This is a genomic window from Streptomyces chromofuscus (assembly GCF_015160875.1).
GTDB classification, from domain to species: domain Bacteria; phylum Actinomycetota; class Actinomycetes; order Streptomycetales; family Streptomycetaceae; genus Streptomyces; species Streptomyces chromofuscus.
In genome coordinates this window covers 4,648,018-4,664,876 of record NZ_CP063374.1, presented here as the reverse complement: position 1 = coordinate 4,664,876, position 16,859 = coordinate 4,648,018, and the positions used below count along the sequence as shown (strand labels likewise).

Here is a 16,859-nt window from a genome sequence, read left to right as displayed (position 1 = left end):
CGGTATCAGACCGCCCTCATCAGCAGGGTCGCGGCGACGAGAACCGCCGCGCCGCCGAACATCGAGACCGCGTACGACCGCGCGAAGCCGCTCTGCAGCCTGCGCATCCGTCCGGACAGGCCGCCGACCGAGGCCGCCGTGCCGTTGACGACTCCGTCGACCAGGGTGTGGTCGACGTACACCAGGGACCGCGTGAGGTGCTCGCCGCCGCGGACCAGGACGACGTGGTTGAAGTCGTCCTGGAGCAGGTCGCGGCGGGCGGCCCGGGTGAGCAGCGACCCGCGCGGGGCGACGACCGGGACCGGGCGGCGGCCGTACTGCGCGTAGGCGATCGCGACACCGATCACCATCACGGCCACCGTGGACAGCGTGACCGTGAGCGCGCCGACCGGCGGGTGCCCGTGCTCGAACCCGGTGACGGGCTCCAGCCAGTGCACGAAGCGCTCCCCGATGCCGAAGAACGCGCCGGCGAAGACCGACCCGACCGCCAGCACGATCATCGGGATCGTCATGACCTTGGGCGACTCGTGCGGGTGCGGTTCCGCGTGCTCGCCCCGCGTCTCGGCGGCGGGCTCCACGTCCGGCTCGGCCGGGGACGCGGTCGCCGCGTGCCGCCAGCGCTCCTCGCCGAAGAACGTCAGCAGCATCACGCGCGTCATGTAGTACGCCGTGATGGCCGCGCCCAGCAGCGCGCAGCCGCCGAGGATCCAGCCCTCGGTGCCGCCCTTGGCGAACGCCGCCTCGATGATCTTGTCCTTGGAGAAGAAGCCGGACAGGCCGGGGAAGCCGATGATCGCGAGGTAGCCGAGGCCGAAGGTGACGAAGGTGATGGGCATGTACGTGCGCAGGCCGCCGTACTTGCGCATGTCGACCTCGTCGTTCATGCCGTGCATCACCGAGCCGGCGCCGAGGAACAGCCCGGCCTTGAAGAAGCCGTGCGTCACCAGGTGCATGATCGCGAAGGCGTAACCGATGGGACCGAGGCCGGCGGCCAGGGTCATGTAGCCGATCTGCGACATGGTCGAGCCGGCCAGCGCCTTCTTGATGTCGTCCTTGGCGCAACCGACGATCGCACCGAACAGGAGCGTGACCGCTCCGACGATCGTGACGACCAGTTGTGCGTCGGGTGCCGCGTTGAAGATCGCGCCGGACCGGACGATCAGGTACACGCCCGCCGTCACCATCGTCGCGGCGTGGATCAGGGCCGAGACCGGGGTCGGGCCCTCCATCGCGTCCCCGAGCCAGGACTGCAGCGGCACCTGGGCGGACTTGCCGCAGGCGGCGAGCAGCAGCATCAGACCGATCGCGGTGAGCATCCCCTCGGAGGTGTCACCGACGAGGCCCTGCTCCTCGTGCCCGCCGAGCACCGGCCCGAAGGCGAAGGTGCCGAACGTCGTGAACATCAGCATGATCGCGATGGACAGGCCCATGTCGCCGACGCGGTTGACCAGGAAGGCCTTCTTGGCGGCGGTGGCGGCGCTGGGCTTGTGCTGCCAGAAGCCGATGAGCAGGTAGGAGGCGAGACCGACGCCCTCCCAGCCGACGTACAGCAGCAGGTAGTTGTCGGCGAGGACGAGCAGCAGCATCGCCGCGAGGAACAGGTTCAGGTAGCCGAAGAAGCGGCGGCGCCGCTCGTCGTGCTCCATGTATCCGACCGAGTACAGGTGGATCAGCGAGCCGACGCCCGTGATCAGCAGCACGAACGTCATCGACAGCTGGTCGAGCTGGAAGGCGACGTCCGCCTGGAAGCCCTCGACGGGGATCCAGCTGAACAGGTGCTGTGTCAGCGTCCGGTCCCCCGCGCCCCTGCCCAGCAGGCCGGCGAAGAGGACCGCGCCGAGGGCGAAGGAGACGAACGCGAGGACCGTGCCGATCCAGTGGCCGACGGCGTCGAGCCGTCGGCCGCCGCACAGCAGGACGGCCGCTCCGAGCAGGGGCGCCGCGATCAGCAGCGCAATCAGGTTCTCCACTTCAGCGACCCCTTAGAGCTTCATCAGGCTGGCGTCGTCGACCGAGGCCGAGTGGCGGGAACGGAACAGCGACACGATGATCGCGAGACCGACCACGACCTCCGCCGCGGCGACGACCATCGTGAAGAACGCGATGATCTGGCCGTCGAGGTTGCCGTGCATCCGGGAGAAGGCGACGAACGCGAGGTTGCAGGCGTTGAGCATCAGCTCGATGCACATGAACAGCACGATCGCGTTCCGCCGGATCAGCACACCGGTGGCGCCGATCGTGAACAGCAGAGCGGCGAGGTAGAGGTAGTTGACCGGGTTCACTTCGACGCCTCCTCGGTCCGCTTGAACGTCGGCGGCTCGATCTCGTCGCGCTCCAGCCGCTCCTGCGCCCGCTGTTCGAGGGCCCGCAGGTCGTTGAGCGCCTCGGTGGACACGTCACGGATCTGGCCGCGCTCGCGCAGCGTCTTGCTGACCGTCAGGTCGGACGGGGTGCCGTCGGGCAGCAGGCCCGCGATGTCCACGGCGTTGTGCCGCGCGTACACGCCGGGCGCCGGCAGCGGCGGTACGTACTTCCCCTCGCGCACGCGCTGCTCGGACAGCTCGCGCTGGGTCTTGGCGCGTTCGGTGCGCTCGCGGTGGGTGAGCACCATGGCGCCGACGGCGGCCGTGATCAGCAGGGCGCCGGTGAGCTCGAAGGCGAAGACGTACTTGGTGAAGATGAGGGCCGCGAGGCCCTCCACGTTGCCGCTCGCGTTGGCCTGGCCGAGGCCGTTGAAGTCCTTCAGGGAGGCGTTGCCGATGCCCCCGACGAGCAGGACGCCGAAGCCGAGGCCACAGAGCATGGCCAGCCACCGCTGGCCCTTGATGGTCTCCTTCAGGGAGTCCGCCGCCGTGACACCGACCAGCATCACCACGAACAGGAACAGCATCATGATCGCGCCGGTGTAGACGACGATCTGCACGATGCCCAGGAAGTAGGCGCCGTTGGCGAGGTAGAACACCGCCAGGACGATCATGGTGCCGGCCAGGCAGAGCGCGCTGTGCACGGCCTTCTTCATGAAGACGGTGCACAGGGCGCCGATCATCGCGACCGTGCCGAGGATCCAGAACTGGACGGCCTCTCCGGTGGAGGTGCTGTAGGCGGCGAGTTGCGCGGTCATCGGCCGATCACCTTCTCCGACGCCGGTTCGGTCCCTCCGAAGGTGGAGTCGGCCTCCTGGACGACCTCGTCCTTGGAGCGGGCGACCTGTCGCTCGGTGCCGGGCGCGGCCTCCGTCACCAGGCCCCGGTAGTAGTCCTGCTCGTCCATCCCCGGGTAGATGGCGTGCGGCGAGTCGACCATGCCCTCCTCGAGACCGGCCAGCAGCTGCTCCTTGGTGTAGATGAGGTTGGCGCGACTGGAGTCGGCGAGCTCGAAGTCGTTCGTCATGGTCAACGCGCGTGTGGGGCACGCCTCGATGCACAGGCCGCACAGGATGCAGCGGGCGTAGTTGATCTGGTACACCCGCCCGTACCGCTCGCCCGGGGAGTAGCGCTCCTCGTCGGTGTTGTCCGCGCCCTCCACGTAGATGGCGTCCGCGGGGCAGGCCCAGGCGCACAGCTCACAGCCGACGCACTTCTCCAGGCCGTCCGGATGGCGGTTGAGCTGGTGCCGTCCGTGGAACCGGGGGGCAGTGGTCTTCTGCTGCTCCGGGTACTGCTCGGTCAGCCGCTTCTTGAACATGGCCTTGAAGGTCACGCCGAAGCCGGCCACGGGGTTCTGGAAACCGGGCTTGGTCTCCTTGGGCTCCTCAGCCATCGGACGCCTCCTTTCCATCCGTAGATCCACCCAGAGATCCGTCACTCTGAGTATCGGGCCCACCACTGACAATCAGCTCCCGCTCCCGACGCGAGCGGCGCCGCGGCACCGGTGGCAGTTCCTGTCCGGGCAGCGGCGGCACGGGGAACCCACCGGCCATCGGGTCGAAGGCGGGCTGCTGGGCGGGCGGTTCGGGTGCGGCCTTGGCACGGTCGCGGAGGAAGTCCACGACGAAGGAGAGCAGCAGCAGGGCGAGGACACCGCCGCCGACGTAGAGGGCGATGTCGGCGAAGGCGTAGTTCTCGTTCCGCAGCGTCCGCACGGTGGCGACGAGCATCAGCCAGACCACGGAGACCGGGATGAGGACCTTCCAGCCGAGCTTCATCAGCTGGTCGTAGCGGACCCGCGGGAGCGTGCCGCGCAGCCAGATGAAGAAGAACAGCAGCAGCTGCACCTTGACCACGAACCAGAGCAGCGGCCACCAGCCGTGGTTGGCGCCCTCCCAGAAGGTGCTGATCGGCCAGGGCGCCCGCCAGCCGCCCAGGAAGAGCGTCACGGACACGGCCGAGACGGTGACCATGTTGACGTACTCGGCGAGCATGAACATCGCGAACTTGATCGACGAGTACTCGGTGTTGAACCCGCCGACCAGGTCGCCCTCGGACTCGGGCATGTCGAACGGGGCGCGGTTGGTCTCGCCGACCATCGTCACGATGTAGATCAGGAACGACACCGGCAGCAGGAGCACGAACCAGCGGTCCGCCTGCGCCTCGACGATCGCCGACGTCGACATGGAGCCCGAGTAGAGGAACACCGAGGCGAAGGCGGCGCCCATGGCGATCTCGTAGGAGATCATCTGGGCGCAGGACCGCAGCCCGCCGAGCAGCGGATAGGTGGATCCGGAGCTCCAGCCCGCCAGCACGATGCCGTAGATGCCGACCGAGGCGACCGCCAGGATGTACAGCATGGCGATGGGCAGGTCGGTCAGCTGCATCGTGGTGCGCTGCCCGAAGATCGAGATCTCGTTGCCGGCCGGCCCGAACGGGATCACGGCGATCGCCATGAAGGCCGGGATGGCGGCGACGATCGGCGCGAGGACGTAGACGACCTTGTCCGCGCGCTTGACGACGACGTCCTCCTTCAGCATCAGCTTGATGCCGTCGGCGAGCGACTGGAGCATGCCCCAGGGGCCGTGCCGGTTGGGGCCGATGCGCAGCTGCATCCAGGCGACGACCTTGCGCTCCCAGACGATGGAGAACAGCACGGTCACCATCAGGAAGGCGAAACAGAAGACCGCCTTGACAGCGACCAGCCACCAGGGGTCGCGGCCGAACATGGAGAGGTCTTCCACGGCGAGGTACGGGCTCATGCCTCCACCTCCTTGGGGGCCTCGGCGGGGAGCGTCGCCGGGCCGATGCGGACGAGGGAGCCGGGCAGCGCCCCGGTGTCGGAGGCGACGCCCCCGCCGACGGAGTTCAGCGGCAGCCAGACCACGCGGTCGGGCATCTCGGTGATCTGGAGCGGCAGCCGGACGCTTCCGGCGGGCCCGGTCACGGCGAGCACGTCGCCCTCCGCGACCCCCGCCTCGGCGGCCGTCGCGGGCGACACACGCGCGCGTGCCGCGTGCCGTGTCCCGGCGAGCGCCTCGTCGCCCTCCTGGAGCAGGCCCTGGTCGAGCAGCAGCCGGTGCCCGGCGAGGACCGCCTCCCCGGCGGCCGGCCGCGGCAGCGCGCCCGCGCTCTCCAGCGGCTCGGTGGCCCGCGGCCCGTCCCAGGTGCCGAGCCGGTCCAGCTCCGCGCGCGCGGTCCGCAGATCCGGCAGCCCGAGGTGGACGTCCATGGCGTCGGCCAGCATCTGCAGCACGCGCGCGTCGCCCGGCGCCAGTTGTCGGGTCATCTGGTCGGGTTTGAGCGCCGCCTCGAAGAAGCGGACCCGGCCCTCCCAGTTGAGGAAGGCGCCCGCCTTCTCGGCGACCGCGGCGACCGGCAGGACCACGTCCGCCAGTTCCGTGACCTCGCTGGGCCGCTGTTCGAGCGAGACCAGGAAGCCGACCTCGCCGAGCGCCTCACGCGCGCGTGCCGGGTCGGGCAGGTCGGCGACCTCCACACCGGCCACCAGCAGGGCCTGGAGCTCGCCGGTCGCGGCGGCCTCGATGGTCCGGCCGGTGTCCCGGCCGTAGCGGAGCGGGAGCTGCGCGACGCCCCAGGCGGCCGCGACCTCGTCCCGCGCGCGCGGGTCGGTCGCCGGACGCCCGCCCGGCAGCAGCGTCGGCAGCGCACCGGCCTCGATCGCGCCACGCTCCCCGGCCCGGCGCGGGATCCACACCAGCCGGGCGCCGGTCGCGGTCGCGGCCCGCACGGCGGCGGTGAGGCCACCCGCCACCCCGGCCAGCCGCTCGCCCACGACGATCACCGCGCCCTCGGCGCGCAGCGCCTCGGCGGCCAGCGCCCCCTCCGCCTCCAGGCCGACGCCGCTCGCGAGCGCGTCCAGCCATTCGGTCTCGGTGCCGGGAGCGGCGGGCAACAGCGTGCCACCGGCCTTCTCCAGGCCGCGCGTGCTGTGCGTGGCCAGCGCGAACACCTTCTGCCCGTGCTTGCGCCAGGCCTTGCGCAGCCGCAGGAAGACTCCGGGCGCCTCCTCCTCCGACTCGAACCCGGCCAGCAGGACGGCGGGCGCCTTCTCCACGGCCGTGTACGTGACGCCCGTTCCGTCGAGGTCGCGTCCGCGTCCGGCGACCCGTGCGGCGAGGAAGTCGGCCTCCTCGCTGCTGTGCACGCGCGCGCGGAAGTCGATGTCGTTGGTGTCGAGCGCCACGCGCGCGAACTTGCTGTACGCGTAGGCGTCCTCGATGGTGAGCCGGCCGCCGGTCAGGACACCGGTGCGTCCGCGCGAGGCGAGCAGCCCCTGCGCGGCGATCTGCAACGCCTCGGGCCAGGATGCGGGCTCCAGCTCGCCCTCCGCGTTGCGCAGCAACGGCGTCTGCAGGCGGTCCTTCAGCTGCGCGTACCGGAACGCGAAGCGCCCCTTGTCGCAGATCCACTCCTCGTTGACCTCGGGGTCGTTGGCCGCGAGCCGGCGCATGACCTTGCCGCGCCGGTGGTCGGTGCGCGTGGCGCAGCCGCCGGAGCAGTGCTCGCAGACCGACGGGGAGGAGACCAGGTCGAACGGGCGGGAGCGGAAGCGGTAGGCCGCCGAGGTGAGCGCGCCGACCGGGCAGATCTGGATCGTGTTCCCGGAGAAGTACGACTCGAAGGGGTCGCCCTCACCGGTGCCCACCTGCTGCAGCGCGCCCCGCTCCAGCAGCTCGATCATCGGGTCGCCCGCGACCTGGTTGGAGAACCGGGTGCAGCGCGCGCACAGCACGCACCGCTCACGGTCCAGCAGCACCTGCGTCGAGATCGGCACCGGCTTGGCGAAGGTGCGCTTCCTGCCCTCGAACCGGGACTCGGCGTTGCCGTGGGACATCGCCTGGTTCTGCAGCGGGCACTCGCCGCCCTTGTCGCAGACCGGGCAGTCCAGCGGGTGGTTGATGAGCAGCAGCTCCATCACACCGTGCTGCGCCTTCTCGGCGACCGGCGACGTCAGGTGGGTCCTGACCACCATCCCGTCGGTGCACGTGATGGTGCAGGACGCCATCGGCTTGCGCTGACCCTCGACCTCGACGATGCACTGGCGGCAGGCACCGACCGGGTCGAGGAGGGGATGGTCGCAGAACCGCGGGATCTCGATGCCGAGTTGCTCGGCGGCCCGGATGACCAGGGTGCCCTTGGGCACGCTGATCTCGATGCCGTCGATCGTCAGCGTGACGAGCTCCTCCGGCGGAACCGCCGCCTCTCCCCCACCGGAGGGAGCGCTCGTGGTCACAGTCATGCGTTCACCTCCGTACGGTCGGCCCAGGCCGTCGACTTGGCCGGGTCGAAGGGGCAGCCACGGCCCGTGATGTGCTCCTCGTACTCCTCGCGGAAGTACTTCAGCGAGGAGAAGATCGGCGAGGCGGCGCCGTCGCCGAGCGCGCAGAAGGACTTGCCGTTGATGTTGTCGGCGATGTCGGCCAGCTTGTCCAGATCGCTCATCGCGCCCTTGCCGGCCTCGATGTCCCGCAGCAACTGCACCAGCCAGTACGTTCCTTCACGGCAGGGCGTGCACTTGCCGCAGGACTCGTGGGCGTAGAACTCGGTCCAGCGGGTCACGGCGCGGACGACGCAGGTCGTCTCGTCGAAGCACTGCAGGGCCTTGGTGCCGAGCATGGAACCCGCGGCGCCGACCCCCTCGTAGTCAAGAGGGACGTCGAGGTGCTCGTCGGTGAGCAACGGCGTCGAGGAGCCGCCCGGCGTCCAGAACTTCAGCCGGTGGCCGGGCCGCATGCCGCCGCTCATGTCGAGCAGCTGGCGCAGGGTGATGCCGAGCGGGGCCTCGTACTGGCCGGGGCTCGCGACGTGGCCGCTGAGCGAGTAGAGCGTGAAGCCGGGCGACTTCTCGCTGCCCATCGACCTGAACCATTCCTTGCCGTTGTTCAGGATGGCGGGAACCGAGGCGATCGACTCGACGTTGTTCACCACAGTCGGGCACGCGTAGAGGCCCGCGACAGCGGGGAAGGGGGGACGGAGCCGCGGTTGACCCCGGCGGCCTTCGAGCGAGTCGAGCAGTGCGGTCTCCTCACCGCAGATGTACGCGCCCGCGCCGGCGTGCACCGTGATGTCGAGGTCGAGCCCGCTGCCCAGGATGTTCTCGCCGAGGTAGCCCGCCGCGTACGCCTCGGCAACGGCCGAGTGCAACCGCCGCAGCACGGGGACGACCTCGCCCCGCAGATAGATGAAGGCATGCGACGACCTGATGGCGTAGCACGCGATGATCATGCCCTCGATCAGGCTGTGCGGGTTCGCGAAGAGGAGCGGGATGTCCTTGCAGGTCCCGGGCTCCGATTCGTCGGCGTTGACCACCAGATAGTGCGGCTTTCCATCCCCCTGGGGAATGAACTGCCATTTCATTCCCGTCGGGAACCCGGCGCCGCCCCGGCCGCGCAGACCGGAGTCCTTGACGTACGCGATCACGTCGTCGGGCGACATGGCGAGCGCCTTGCGGAGCCCCTCGTAGCCCTCGTGGCGCCGGTAGACGTCCAGCGTCCAGGACCCGTCCTCGTCCCAGAAGGACGACAGCACGGGAGCGAGCAACTTCTCGGGGCTCATGTCCTTGAGCTCGGCTGCCAACGTCATCACTCCCCCTCCTCGGCGGTGGGCCCGGCCGGGTGGGCGGGGTCGGATGCCGATGTCTTCTGCGGCGCGTCGTGGGAGCTGAGGTGCTCCGTCGGCGACGGCTGGTGGACCCGGTCCCGCGGCTCCTCGTCCGGTCCGCCCTCCCGCGGATGGACCACGCGCGCGGGCGCGGCCTCCCCCTTGGCCAGCCGGAGACCCACCAGGGACGCCGGTCCGGCGCTGCCCGTGGCCTCGACGGCCCCGGCCCGCTCGTCGGGGAAGCCCGCCAGGATCCGGGCGGTCTCCTTGAACGTGCACAGCGGCGCCCCGCGGGTCGGCTCGACCCGTGCTCCCGCGCGCAGGTCGTCCACCAGGCGCTTCGCGCTCTGCACGGTCTGGTTGTCGAAGAACTCCCAGTTGACCATCACGACCGGCGCGAAGTCGCAGGCCGCGTTGCACTCGATGTGCTCCAGCGTGACCTTGCCGTCGTCGGTGGTCTCGCCGTTGCCGACGCCGAGGTGCTCCTGGAGCGCCTCGAAGATCGCGTCACCGCCCATCACCGCGCACAGGGTGTTGGTGCACACGCCCACCTGGTAGTCGCCGCTCGGCCGGCGCCGGTACATGGTGTAGAAGGTGGCGACCGCGGTGACCTCGGCCGTGGTCAGGTCCAGCATGTCCGCGCAGAACCGCATGCCCGTGCGCGTGACATGGCCCTCCTCCGCCTGCACGAGGTGCAGCAGCGGCAGCAGGGCGGACCGCGAGTCCGGGTAGCGGGCGACGACCTCGCGCGCGTCCCGCTCCAGCCGGGCTCGGACGTCGTCCGGGTAGTCGGGTGCGGGCAGCTCGGGCATGCCCAGGCTGACGCCCCGCTCCGAAGAAGAGGTGGTCACCGGTCGACGCCTCCCATCACGGGGTCGATGGACGCGACGGCGACGATGACGTCGGCGACCTGGCCGCCCTCGCACATCGCCGCCATGGCCTGCAGGTTGGTGAAGGACGGGTCGCGGAAGTGGACCCGGTAGGGACGGGTGCCGCCGTCGGACACGGCGTGCACGCCGAGCTCGCCCTTGGGCGACTCGACCGCCGTGTACGCCTGTCCCGGCGGCACGCGGAAGCCCTCGGTCACCAGTTTGAAGTGGTGGATCAGGGCCTCCATGGAGGTGCCCATGATCTTCTTGATGTGGTCCAGCGAGTTGCCCAGTCCGTCCGGGCCCAGGGCGAGCTGGGCGGGCCAGGCGATCTTCTTGTCGGCGACCATGACCGGGCCCGGCTGGAGCCGGTCCAGGCACTGCTCGACGATCCTGAGCGACTGGCGCATCTCCTCCAGGCGGATCAGGAAGCGGCCGTAGGCGTCGCAGGTGTCGGCGGTCGGAACGTCGAAGTCGTACGTCTCGTAGCCGCAGTACGGCTGGGCCTTGCGCAGGTCGTGCGGCAGGCCGGCGGAGCGCAGGATCGGTCCGGTGGCGCCGAGGGCCATGCAGCCGGCAAGGTCGAGGTAGCCGATGTCCTGCATACGGGCCTTGAAGATGGGGTTCCCGGTGGCGAGCTTGTCGTACTCCGGGAGGTTCTTCTTCATCTTCTTCACGAACTCGCGGATCCGGTCCACCGCGCCGGGCGGCAGGTCCTGCGCGAGTCCGCCGGGACGGATGTACGCGTGGTTCATCCTCAGGCCCGTGATGAGCTCGTAGATGTCGAGAATCATTTCACGATCACGGAATCCGTAGATCATGATCGTGGTGGCGCCCAGCTCCATGCCGCCGGTGGCGATGCACACCAGGTGCGAGGAGAGCCGGTTCAGCTCCATGAGGAGCACCCGGATGATCGTGGCCCGGTCGGGGACCTCGTCCTCGATGCCGAGGAGCTTCTCCACCGCGAGGCAGTAGCCGGTCTCGTTGAAGAAGGACGTCAGGTAGTCCATGCGCGTGACGAAGGTGGTGCCCTGCGTCCACGTGCGGAATTCCAGGTTCTTCTCGATGCCGGTGTGCAGGTAGCCGATGCCGCACCGGGCCTCGGTGACCGTCTCGCCCTCGATCTCCAGGATCAGGCGGAGCACACCGTGGGTGGAGGGGTGCTGTGGGCCCATGTTGACGACGATGCGCTCGTCGTCGGCGCGGGCCGCGGACTGGACGACCTCGTCCCAGTCGCCACCGGTGACCGTGTAGACGGTGCCCTCGGTGGTCTCACGCGGAGTCGCGTGCTGCGTGCTCATGAGTACGACCTCCGCTGGTCCGGAGCCGGGATCTGGGCGCCCTTGTACTCGACGGGGATGCCGCCGAGGGGGTAGTCCTTGCGCTGCGGGTGGCCCTGCCAGTCGTCCGGCATCATGATCCGCGTCAGGGCCGGGTGACCGTCGAAGACGATCCCGAAGAAGTCGTAGGTCTCGCGCTCGTGCCAGTCGTTGGTCGGATAGACGGCGACCAGCGACGGGATGCGCGGGTCGCTGTCCGGGGCGCTGACTTCGAGGCGGATCAGCCGGTTGTGGGTGATCGAGCGCAGGTGGTAGACGGCGTGCAGCTCGCGGCCCTTGTCGCTCGGGTAGTGGACGCCGCTGACGCCGGTGCACAGCTCGAAGCGCAGCGCCGGGTCGTCGCGCAGGGTGCGGGCGACGCGGACCAGGTGCTCGCGCTCGATGTGGAAGGTGAGCTCGCCGCGGTCGACGACCGTCTTGTCGATGGCGTTCTCGGGGAGCAGCCCCTGTTCCTCCAGGGCGCCCTCCAACTCGTCGGCGACCTCGTCGAACCAGCCGCCGTAGGGGCGGGTGGCCGGTCCCGGGAGCCTGACCGAGCGGACCAGGCCGCCGTAGCCGGAGGTGTCGCCGCCGTTGTTGGCGCCGAACATGCCGCGCTGGACGCGGATCTCCTCACCGCCCTGGCCGCGCTGGCCGGGGAGGTTCTCGGCGGACAGCTCCTTCTCCGGGTTGACGCCCTCGGGTCCCCTCGCCCCACTGGGCCCCTTGGCCCCGTTGGCACCGCTGGCCGCGCTGTTCGCGTCGCTCATCGCAGCAGCCCCTTCATCTCGATCGTCGGCAGGGCCTTCAGCGCCGCTTCCTCCGCCTCCCGGGCAGCCTCCTCGGCGTTCACGCCGAGCTTGGAGTTCTGGATCTTGTGGTGGAGCTTGAGGATGGCGTCCATCAGCATCTCGGGCCGGGGCGGGCAGCCGGGGAGATAGATGTCGACCGGGACGATGTGGTCGACGCCCTGGACGATGGCGTAGTTGTTGAACATGCCGCCGGAGGAGGCGCACACCCCCATGGAGATCACCCACTTGGGGTTCGGCATCTGGTCGTAGACCTGCCGCAGCACCGGCGCCATCTTCTGGCTGACCCGGCCCGCCACGATCATCAGGTCCGCCTGGCGGGGTGACCCGCGGAAGACCTCCATGCCGAACCGCGCCAGGTCGTAGCGGCCGGCGCCGGTGGTCATCATCTCGATGGCGCAGCAGGCGAGGCCGAACGTGGCGGGGAAGACGGACGCCTTGCGCACCCAGCCCGCGGCCTGCTCGACGGTGGTCAGCAGAAAACCGCTCGGCAGCTTTTCTTCGAGTCCCATGACTAATGGCCCCTCAGTCCCATTCCAGGCCGCCGCGCCGCCACACGTACGCGTAGGCGACGAAGACGGTGAGCACGAAGAGCAGCATCTCCACGAGCCCGAACACACCCAGGGCGTCGAAGGAGACGGCCCACGGGTAGAGGAAGACGATCTCGATGTCGAAGACGATGAAGAGCATCGCCGTCAGGTAGTACTTGATGGGGAAGCGCCCGCCGCCGGCCGGCGTGGGGGTCGGTTCGATACCGCACTCATAGGCTTCGAGCTTGGCGCGGTTGTACCGCTTCGGACCGATCAGCGTGGCCATGACCACGGAGAAGATCGCAAAGCCTGCCCCGAGGGCTCCCAGTACGAGGATGGGCGCATACGCGTTCACCGCTCCTCGCTCCTCTCAGTCGGCACTGACTGCTGGCGGGTTGCACTGGGCTCACTTGCTGCTCACCGGTCCCACGAACCCCGCTCGTCCCGGCGAAGATCGAGAACATGTGAAGCAGGTCACAAGCCCAACTGCCTCGCATCTTATGCCTGCCGCTCTGTGATCTGCGACACGGGGTATTACACAAGCTTTGTGATCTCCACCACCTGATGAAGGATCATGAAGTCGGATGATCGGCGATCTTCGTACGTGAAGCGTTCAAGTGATCACCAGAGGTGACATTTTCGATCGTCGTCGCAGCTCGCGGGGGGTGACGAGGTGCGTCTCCATATCAAGAGGCTTCCCGCGCATGCAAATTGGTGTGGGGTGTTCCGCCCTGATAGTGGGTCGCGTTCACACTTCAGGGGGAGAGAGGGGCGAGGTGTGGACGTGTGCGCGCGTTCACGAACACGGGAGCGTCGCTCCACGGGCGCCAGACGCACGCACCCCGGTAACCGTTCCGTGACCTCCATCACATTCATGAGAGGGCCCTGAGAAGCGGGGTTGGCCAACGGTCCCAACCAGTGGTAGGCGGCGGGCAATTCGGACGTAACGAAGAAAGCCCATGATCACAGGCTTGATGGCCTGCGTCCGCAATGTCCGTTACGGCGTCAATAAAGGCCGACGCGCCAAGGATTCGGGCCGCCGATTGAACAACTGTGGCGGACCACACGTTTCTTGAAGGTATGGAGGAGCCCCTGATACCGGTTGTTCCCATGTCCCACACCGCTCACATACGCAGCCACCGGAAACCCCGCCAGCCCAGCGCCTCGAAGATGGCGATGCGGGCCGGAGTTGCCGGTGGCATCCTCAGCACCGTGGCAGTGGCCGGCGCGTCGGCCTCGGCGAACGCTGCCGAGCCGGTGACGCAGACGCTCGAACTGCCCACCCTCACGGCCGACCTGTCCGCCCAGGTCGCCCAGTCCGCGGACGCCACGCAGCTGGCCGCCGCGAACTACGAGCTCGAGGCGGCGCGTGACGCGGCCGCCGCCCAGGCCGCCAAGGAGGCCAAGGCCGACCTGGCCGAGGCCAAGAAGAAGGCGGAGGCCCGCAAGAAGGCCGCCGAGGAGGCGCGTCAGGCCGCCGCCGAGCGCGCCGCGCGCGACGCCGAGCGGGCTGCCCTCTCGACGGCCTCCACGACCGCCGACACCGTCTCCGCGCCGGCCGGCGGCAGCGTCGCGACCGTCATCGCCTTCCTGCAGGCCCAGGTGGGCGATGCCTACGTCCTGGGCGCCAGCGGCCCCAACGCGTGGGACTGCTCCAGCCTGGTCCAGGCGGCGTTCAAGCAGGTCGGTGTGGACCTGCCGCGCGTGTCGCAGGACCAGTCCATGGTCGGCACGGACGTCCCCCTGTCCGACCTCCAGGTCGGCGACATCCTGTACTGGGGCGGCAAGGGTTCGGCGTACCACGTGGGTGTGTACATCGGGAACGGCCAGTACCTGGACGCGGCGAACCCCTCCAAGGGCGTCGTCATCCAGGACCTCTCCGGCTACCCGGCGTCGGGTGCGGTGCGCGTGCTCTGACGCCGACGCGCCGACCCAGCACCGCACAAAAGGCGCACCGAGGTACGGAAGGGGCCGCAGCCGCTCGGCGGCGGCGGCCCCTCCGCACGGGCGCGCAGCCCGCAGCGCCCCCTCAGTACGAGGTCGTCGTCCGCAGCACCCCCTCGCACGGGCGCCCCGCTCGCGGGCCCCTTCCGCGTGCGCGCAAGCCGCTGGGGCCCGATCCGGACGACAGGCCTGGCCGAGGTCGAAGGTGTTGGGCAGGCCCAGCCGGTGGCGCAGGGCGTCGACGCCCTCGAAGGGCTCGACCTCCGGCGGCCGGTACAGCTCCTGGATCCGGCAGCGCCCGGCGTCCGATTCGTCCCCGCCGAGCAGAGCGTTGACGGCACGTCGGGCGGATTCGTTGGCGCCTTTCACGCCGGCGAGGTCGACGTCGGTACGGACGTAGTCGCCGGCCAGAGAAAGGTTCGGGACGGCCATCGCCGCCGTAGCCGGTTGCGCAGCGTTCCCGTGGGGTGGATCAGGAACTGTTCGCGGTTCTGCGGGCCGGGGCCGGCGAGACCGGTCACCGCCGGGTCCATGAACCAACCGAGCCGGCCCTCGTCCCTCAGGGTCGTCTTGCCGTCATCGTTCAGGCCGCCCTTCCACTGGGCCCAGACTTCGGCGACGACCTCGCCCTTCATGCACCCGCGGGCCGTCTCCCCGTACAGGATGCCGGGTTTGCCCCACTCGGAGATGATCGGGGACAGACAGTCCTGCGCCCGTCCGTCGCGACGCGCCTGCCCGCCGGCGCGGCGTCCGCGCGACCGGCGGCCCCCAGCGCGAGAGCCGCTCCCCCGGCCCGGGCGGGCGCCGCGCCACCAGCCCCTGCCCCGGCAAGAACCGCGCCTGTGGCCCCGCCCCGACGAGGAAGCGTCTGCGCGTGTGTCCCGTCGACTGCCGGGACCGCTGCGACTGTTGCGCGCGTTCCGTTGTCATGGGTACGGGAGGGCAGGGAGCCGCCGCGGGGGCCGAAAGGGCACGTTCCGGCCGACCACGGGACCCTCACGCACAAGCTGCCCGATCAGGCCTTCGGTGCCACCTTGCTCAGCCCGTTGATGATGCGGTCCATCGCGTCGCCGCCCGTCGGGTCGGTGAGGTTGGCGAGCAGCTTGAGGGTGAACCTCATCAGCAGCGGGTGCGTGAGCCCGCGCTGGGCGGCGATCTTCATGACCTTCGGGTTGCCGATGAGCTTCACGAAGGCGCGGCCCAGGGTGTAGTAGCCGCCGTAGGTGTCCTTCAGGACACGCGGGTAGCGCTGGAGCGCCATCTCCCGTCCCGCGGGGGTCGGGCGGGCGTGCGCCTGGACGATGACGTCGGCGGCGATCTGGCCGGATTCCATCGCGTAGGCGATGCCCTCGCCGTTGAAGGGGTTGACCAGACCGCCGGCGTCACCGACGAGCAGCAGACCGCGCGTGTAGTGCGGCTGGCGGTTGAAGGCCATGGGCAGGGCGGCGCCGCGGATCGGGCCGGTCATGTTCTCCGGGGTGTAGCCCCAGTCCTCGGGCATGGAGGCGCACCAGGCCTTCAGGACCTCGCGCCAGTCCAGCTCCTTGAAGGAGTCGGAGGTGTTGAGCACGCCCAGGCCGACGTTCGAGGTGCCGTCGCCCATGCCGAAGATCCAGCCGTAGCCCGGCAGCAGCCGGTCCTCGCCGGGCCCCCGGCGGTCCCACAGCTCCAGCCAGGACTCCAGGTAGTCGTCGTCGTGGCGCGGGGAGGTGAAGTACGTCCGGACCGCGACGCCCATCGGGCGGTCCTCGCGGCGGTGCAGGCCCATCGCGAGGGAGAGGCGCGTGGAGTTGCCGTCGGCGGCCACCACCAGCGGCGCGTGGAAGGTGACCTCGCGCTTGTCCTCGCCGAGCTTGGCGTGCACGCCGGTGATGCGGCCCGTGCGGTCGTCCACGATCGGCGCGCCGACGTTGCAGCGCTCGTACAGCCGCGCGCCCGCCTTCTGCGCCTGCCGGGCGAGCTGCTCGTCGAAGTCGTCGCGCTTGCGCACGAGTCCGTAGTCGGGGAAGGAGGCGAGATCCGGCCAGTCCAGCTGGAGCCGCACACCTCCGCCGATGATCCTCAGGCCCTTGTTGCGCAGCCAGCCGGCCTCCTCGGAGATGTCGATGCCCATCGCCACGAGCTGCTTGACGGCGCGCGGGGTGAGCCCGTCGCCGCACACCTTCTCGCGCGGGAACTCGGTCTTCTCCAGGAGCAGTACGTCCAGTCCGGCCTTGGCGAGGTGGTACGCCGTCGTGGAGCCGGCCGGGCCCGCGCCCACGACGATCACATCGGCGGTGTTGTCCGTCAGAGACTCGGCCACGGCGGGATCTCCCCAAGTTCGAAATCTGTGTGCCGACCGGCACTGGACATGGGCAGTCTATTCAGCAGAATTGATCAACCGGCCGAAGGGATACCC

The 16,859-nt window shown here is 69.7% G+C and carries 15 protein-coding genes; 1 reads left to right on the top strand and 14 read right to left on the bottom strand.

Annotated elements, in window-relative coordinates; all coding sequences use genetic code 11:
• Nucleotides 1-5: 5 nt before the first annotated feature.
• From nuoL to IPT68_RS21005, 12 genes are read right to left on the bottom strand one after another with little or no spacing between them, the layout of a single operon-like run.
• On the bottom strand, nucleotides 6-1,970 hold the full coding sequence (gene nuoL, locus IPT68_RS21060; protein ID WP_189701366.1) for an NADH-quinone oxidoreductase subunit L: 1,965 nt from the start codon (nucleotides 1,968-1,970) through the stop codon (nucleotides 6-8).
• 12 nt (nucleotides 1,971-1,982) lie between these two features.
• Complete coding sequence (nuoK, locus tag IPT68_RS21055) at nucleotides 1,983-2,282, bottom strand: NADH-quinone oxidoreductase subunit NuoK (RefSeq protein ID WP_053760538.1); 300 nt, start codon at nucleotides 2,280-2,282, stop codon at nucleotides 1,983-1,985.
• On the bottom strand, nucleotides 2,279-3,121 hold the full coding sequence (locus IPT68_RS21050) for an NADH-quinone oxidoreductase subunit J (protein WP_189701365.1): 843 nt from the start codon (nucleotides 3,119-3,121) through the stop codon (nucleotides 2,279-2,281). The genes nuoK and IPT68_RS21050 overlap by 4 nt, the downstream gene beginning before the upstream one ends.
• A complete protein-coding gene (gene nuoI / locus IPT68_RS21045) occupies nucleotides 3,118-3,759 on the bottom strand; it encodes an NADH-quinone oxidoreductase subunit NuoI (RefSeq protein WP_189701364.1) in 642 nt (213 codons plus the stop codon). Before nuoI ends, IPT68_RS21050 begins: the two co-directional genes overlap by 4 nt.
• Entirely contained in the window at nucleotides 3,752-5,128 is a 1,377-nt protein-coding gene (nuoH, locus tag IPT68_RS21040; protein ID WP_189701363.1) for an NADH-quinone oxidoreductase subunit NuoH, read from the bottom strand. Before nuoH ends, nuoI begins: the two co-directional genes overlap by 8 nt.
• Complete coding sequence (locus IPT68_RS21035) at nucleotides 5,125-7,629, bottom strand: NADH-quinone oxidoreductase subunit G (RefSeq protein WP_189701362.1); 2,505 nt, start codon at nucleotides 7,627-7,629, stop codon at nucleotides 5,125-5,127. The genes nuoH and IPT68_RS21035 overlap by 4 nt, the downstream gene beginning before the upstream one ends.
• Nucleotides 7,626-8,975 carry an NADH-quinone oxidoreductase subunit NuoF gene (gene nuoF / locus IPT68_RS21030; RefSeq protein WP_189701361.1) on the bottom strand — a complete coding sequence of 450 codons (1,350 nt, stop codon included), beginning with the start codon at nucleotides 8,973-8,975 and terminating at the stop codon, nucleotides 7,626-7,628. Before nuoF ends, IPT68_RS21035 begins: the two co-directional genes overlap by 4 nt.
• The gene (gene nuoE / locus IPT68_RS21025; RefSeq protein WP_189701360.1) at nucleotides 8,972-9,841 is read right to left on the bottom strand and encodes an NADH-quinone oxidoreductase subunit NuoE; all 870 of its coding nucleotides are present in this window, start codon (nucleotides 9,839-9,841) and stop codon (nucleotides 8,972-8,974) included. Before nuoE ends, nuoF begins: the two co-directional genes overlap by 4 nt.
• Entirely contained in the window at nucleotides 9,838-11,160 is a 1,323-nt protein-coding gene (locus IPT68_RS21020) for an NADH-quinone oxidoreductase subunit D (RefSeq protein ID WP_189701359.1), read from the bottom strand. Before IPT68_RS21020 ends, nuoE begins: the two co-directional genes overlap by 4 nt.
• Nucleotides 11,157-11,948 carry an NADH-quinone oxidoreductase subunit C gene (locus tag IPT68_RS21015; RefSeq protein ID WP_189701358.1) on the bottom strand — a complete coding sequence of 264 codons (792 nt, stop codon included), beginning with the start codon at nucleotides 11,946-11,948 and terminating at the stop codon, nucleotides 11,157-11,159. The genes IPT68_RS21020 and IPT68_RS21015 overlap by 4 nt, the downstream gene beginning before the upstream one ends.
• Nucleotides 11,945-12,499: a NuoB/complex I 20 kDa subunit family protein gene (locus IPT68_RS21010; RefSeq protein ID WP_055635348.1), complete on the bottom strand. Its 555-nt coding sequence runs from the start codon at nucleotides 12,497-12,499 to the stop codon at nucleotides 11,945-11,947. Before IPT68_RS21010 ends, IPT68_RS21015 begins: the two co-directional genes overlap by 4 nt.
• Nucleotides 12,500-12,512: 13 nt before the next feature.
• Nucleotides 12,513-12,872, bottom strand: a complete 360-nt coding sequence (locus tag IPT68_RS21005) for an NADH-quinone oxidoreductase subunit A (protein ID WP_100569667.1) — start codon at nucleotides 12,870-12,872, stop codon at nucleotides 12,513-12,515.
• Between the two features lie 725 nt (nucleotides 12,873-13,597).
• On the opposite strand from IPT68_RS21005, the gene IPT68_RS21000 reads away from it, so the two are divergent.
• Nucleotides 13,598-14,434: a C40 family peptidase gene (locus IPT68_RS21000; RefSeq protein ID WP_189701357.1), complete on the top strand. Its 837-nt coding sequence runs from the start codon at nucleotides 13,598-13,600 to the stop codon at nucleotides 14,432-14,434.
• 392 nt (nucleotides 14,435-14,826) lie between these two features.
• Here IPT68_RS21000 and IPT68_RS34205 read toward each other — a convergent pair whose 3' ends face one another.
• The gene (locus IPT68_RS34205) at nucleotides 14,827-15,096 is read right to left on the bottom strand and encodes a hypothetical protein (protein WP_228039792.1); all 270 of its coding nucleotides are present in this window, start codon (nucleotides 15,094-15,096) and stop codon (nucleotides 14,827-14,829) included.
• 380 nt (nucleotides 15,097-15,476) lie between these two features.
• Nucleotides 15,477-16,763, bottom strand: coding sequence for a geranylgeranyl reductase family protein (locus IPT68_RS20990; protein ID WP_189701356.1), 1,287 nt, complete (start codon nucleotides 16,761-16,763; stop codon nucleotides 15,477-15,479).
• Nucleotides 16,764-16,859 lie beyond the last annotated feature (96 nt).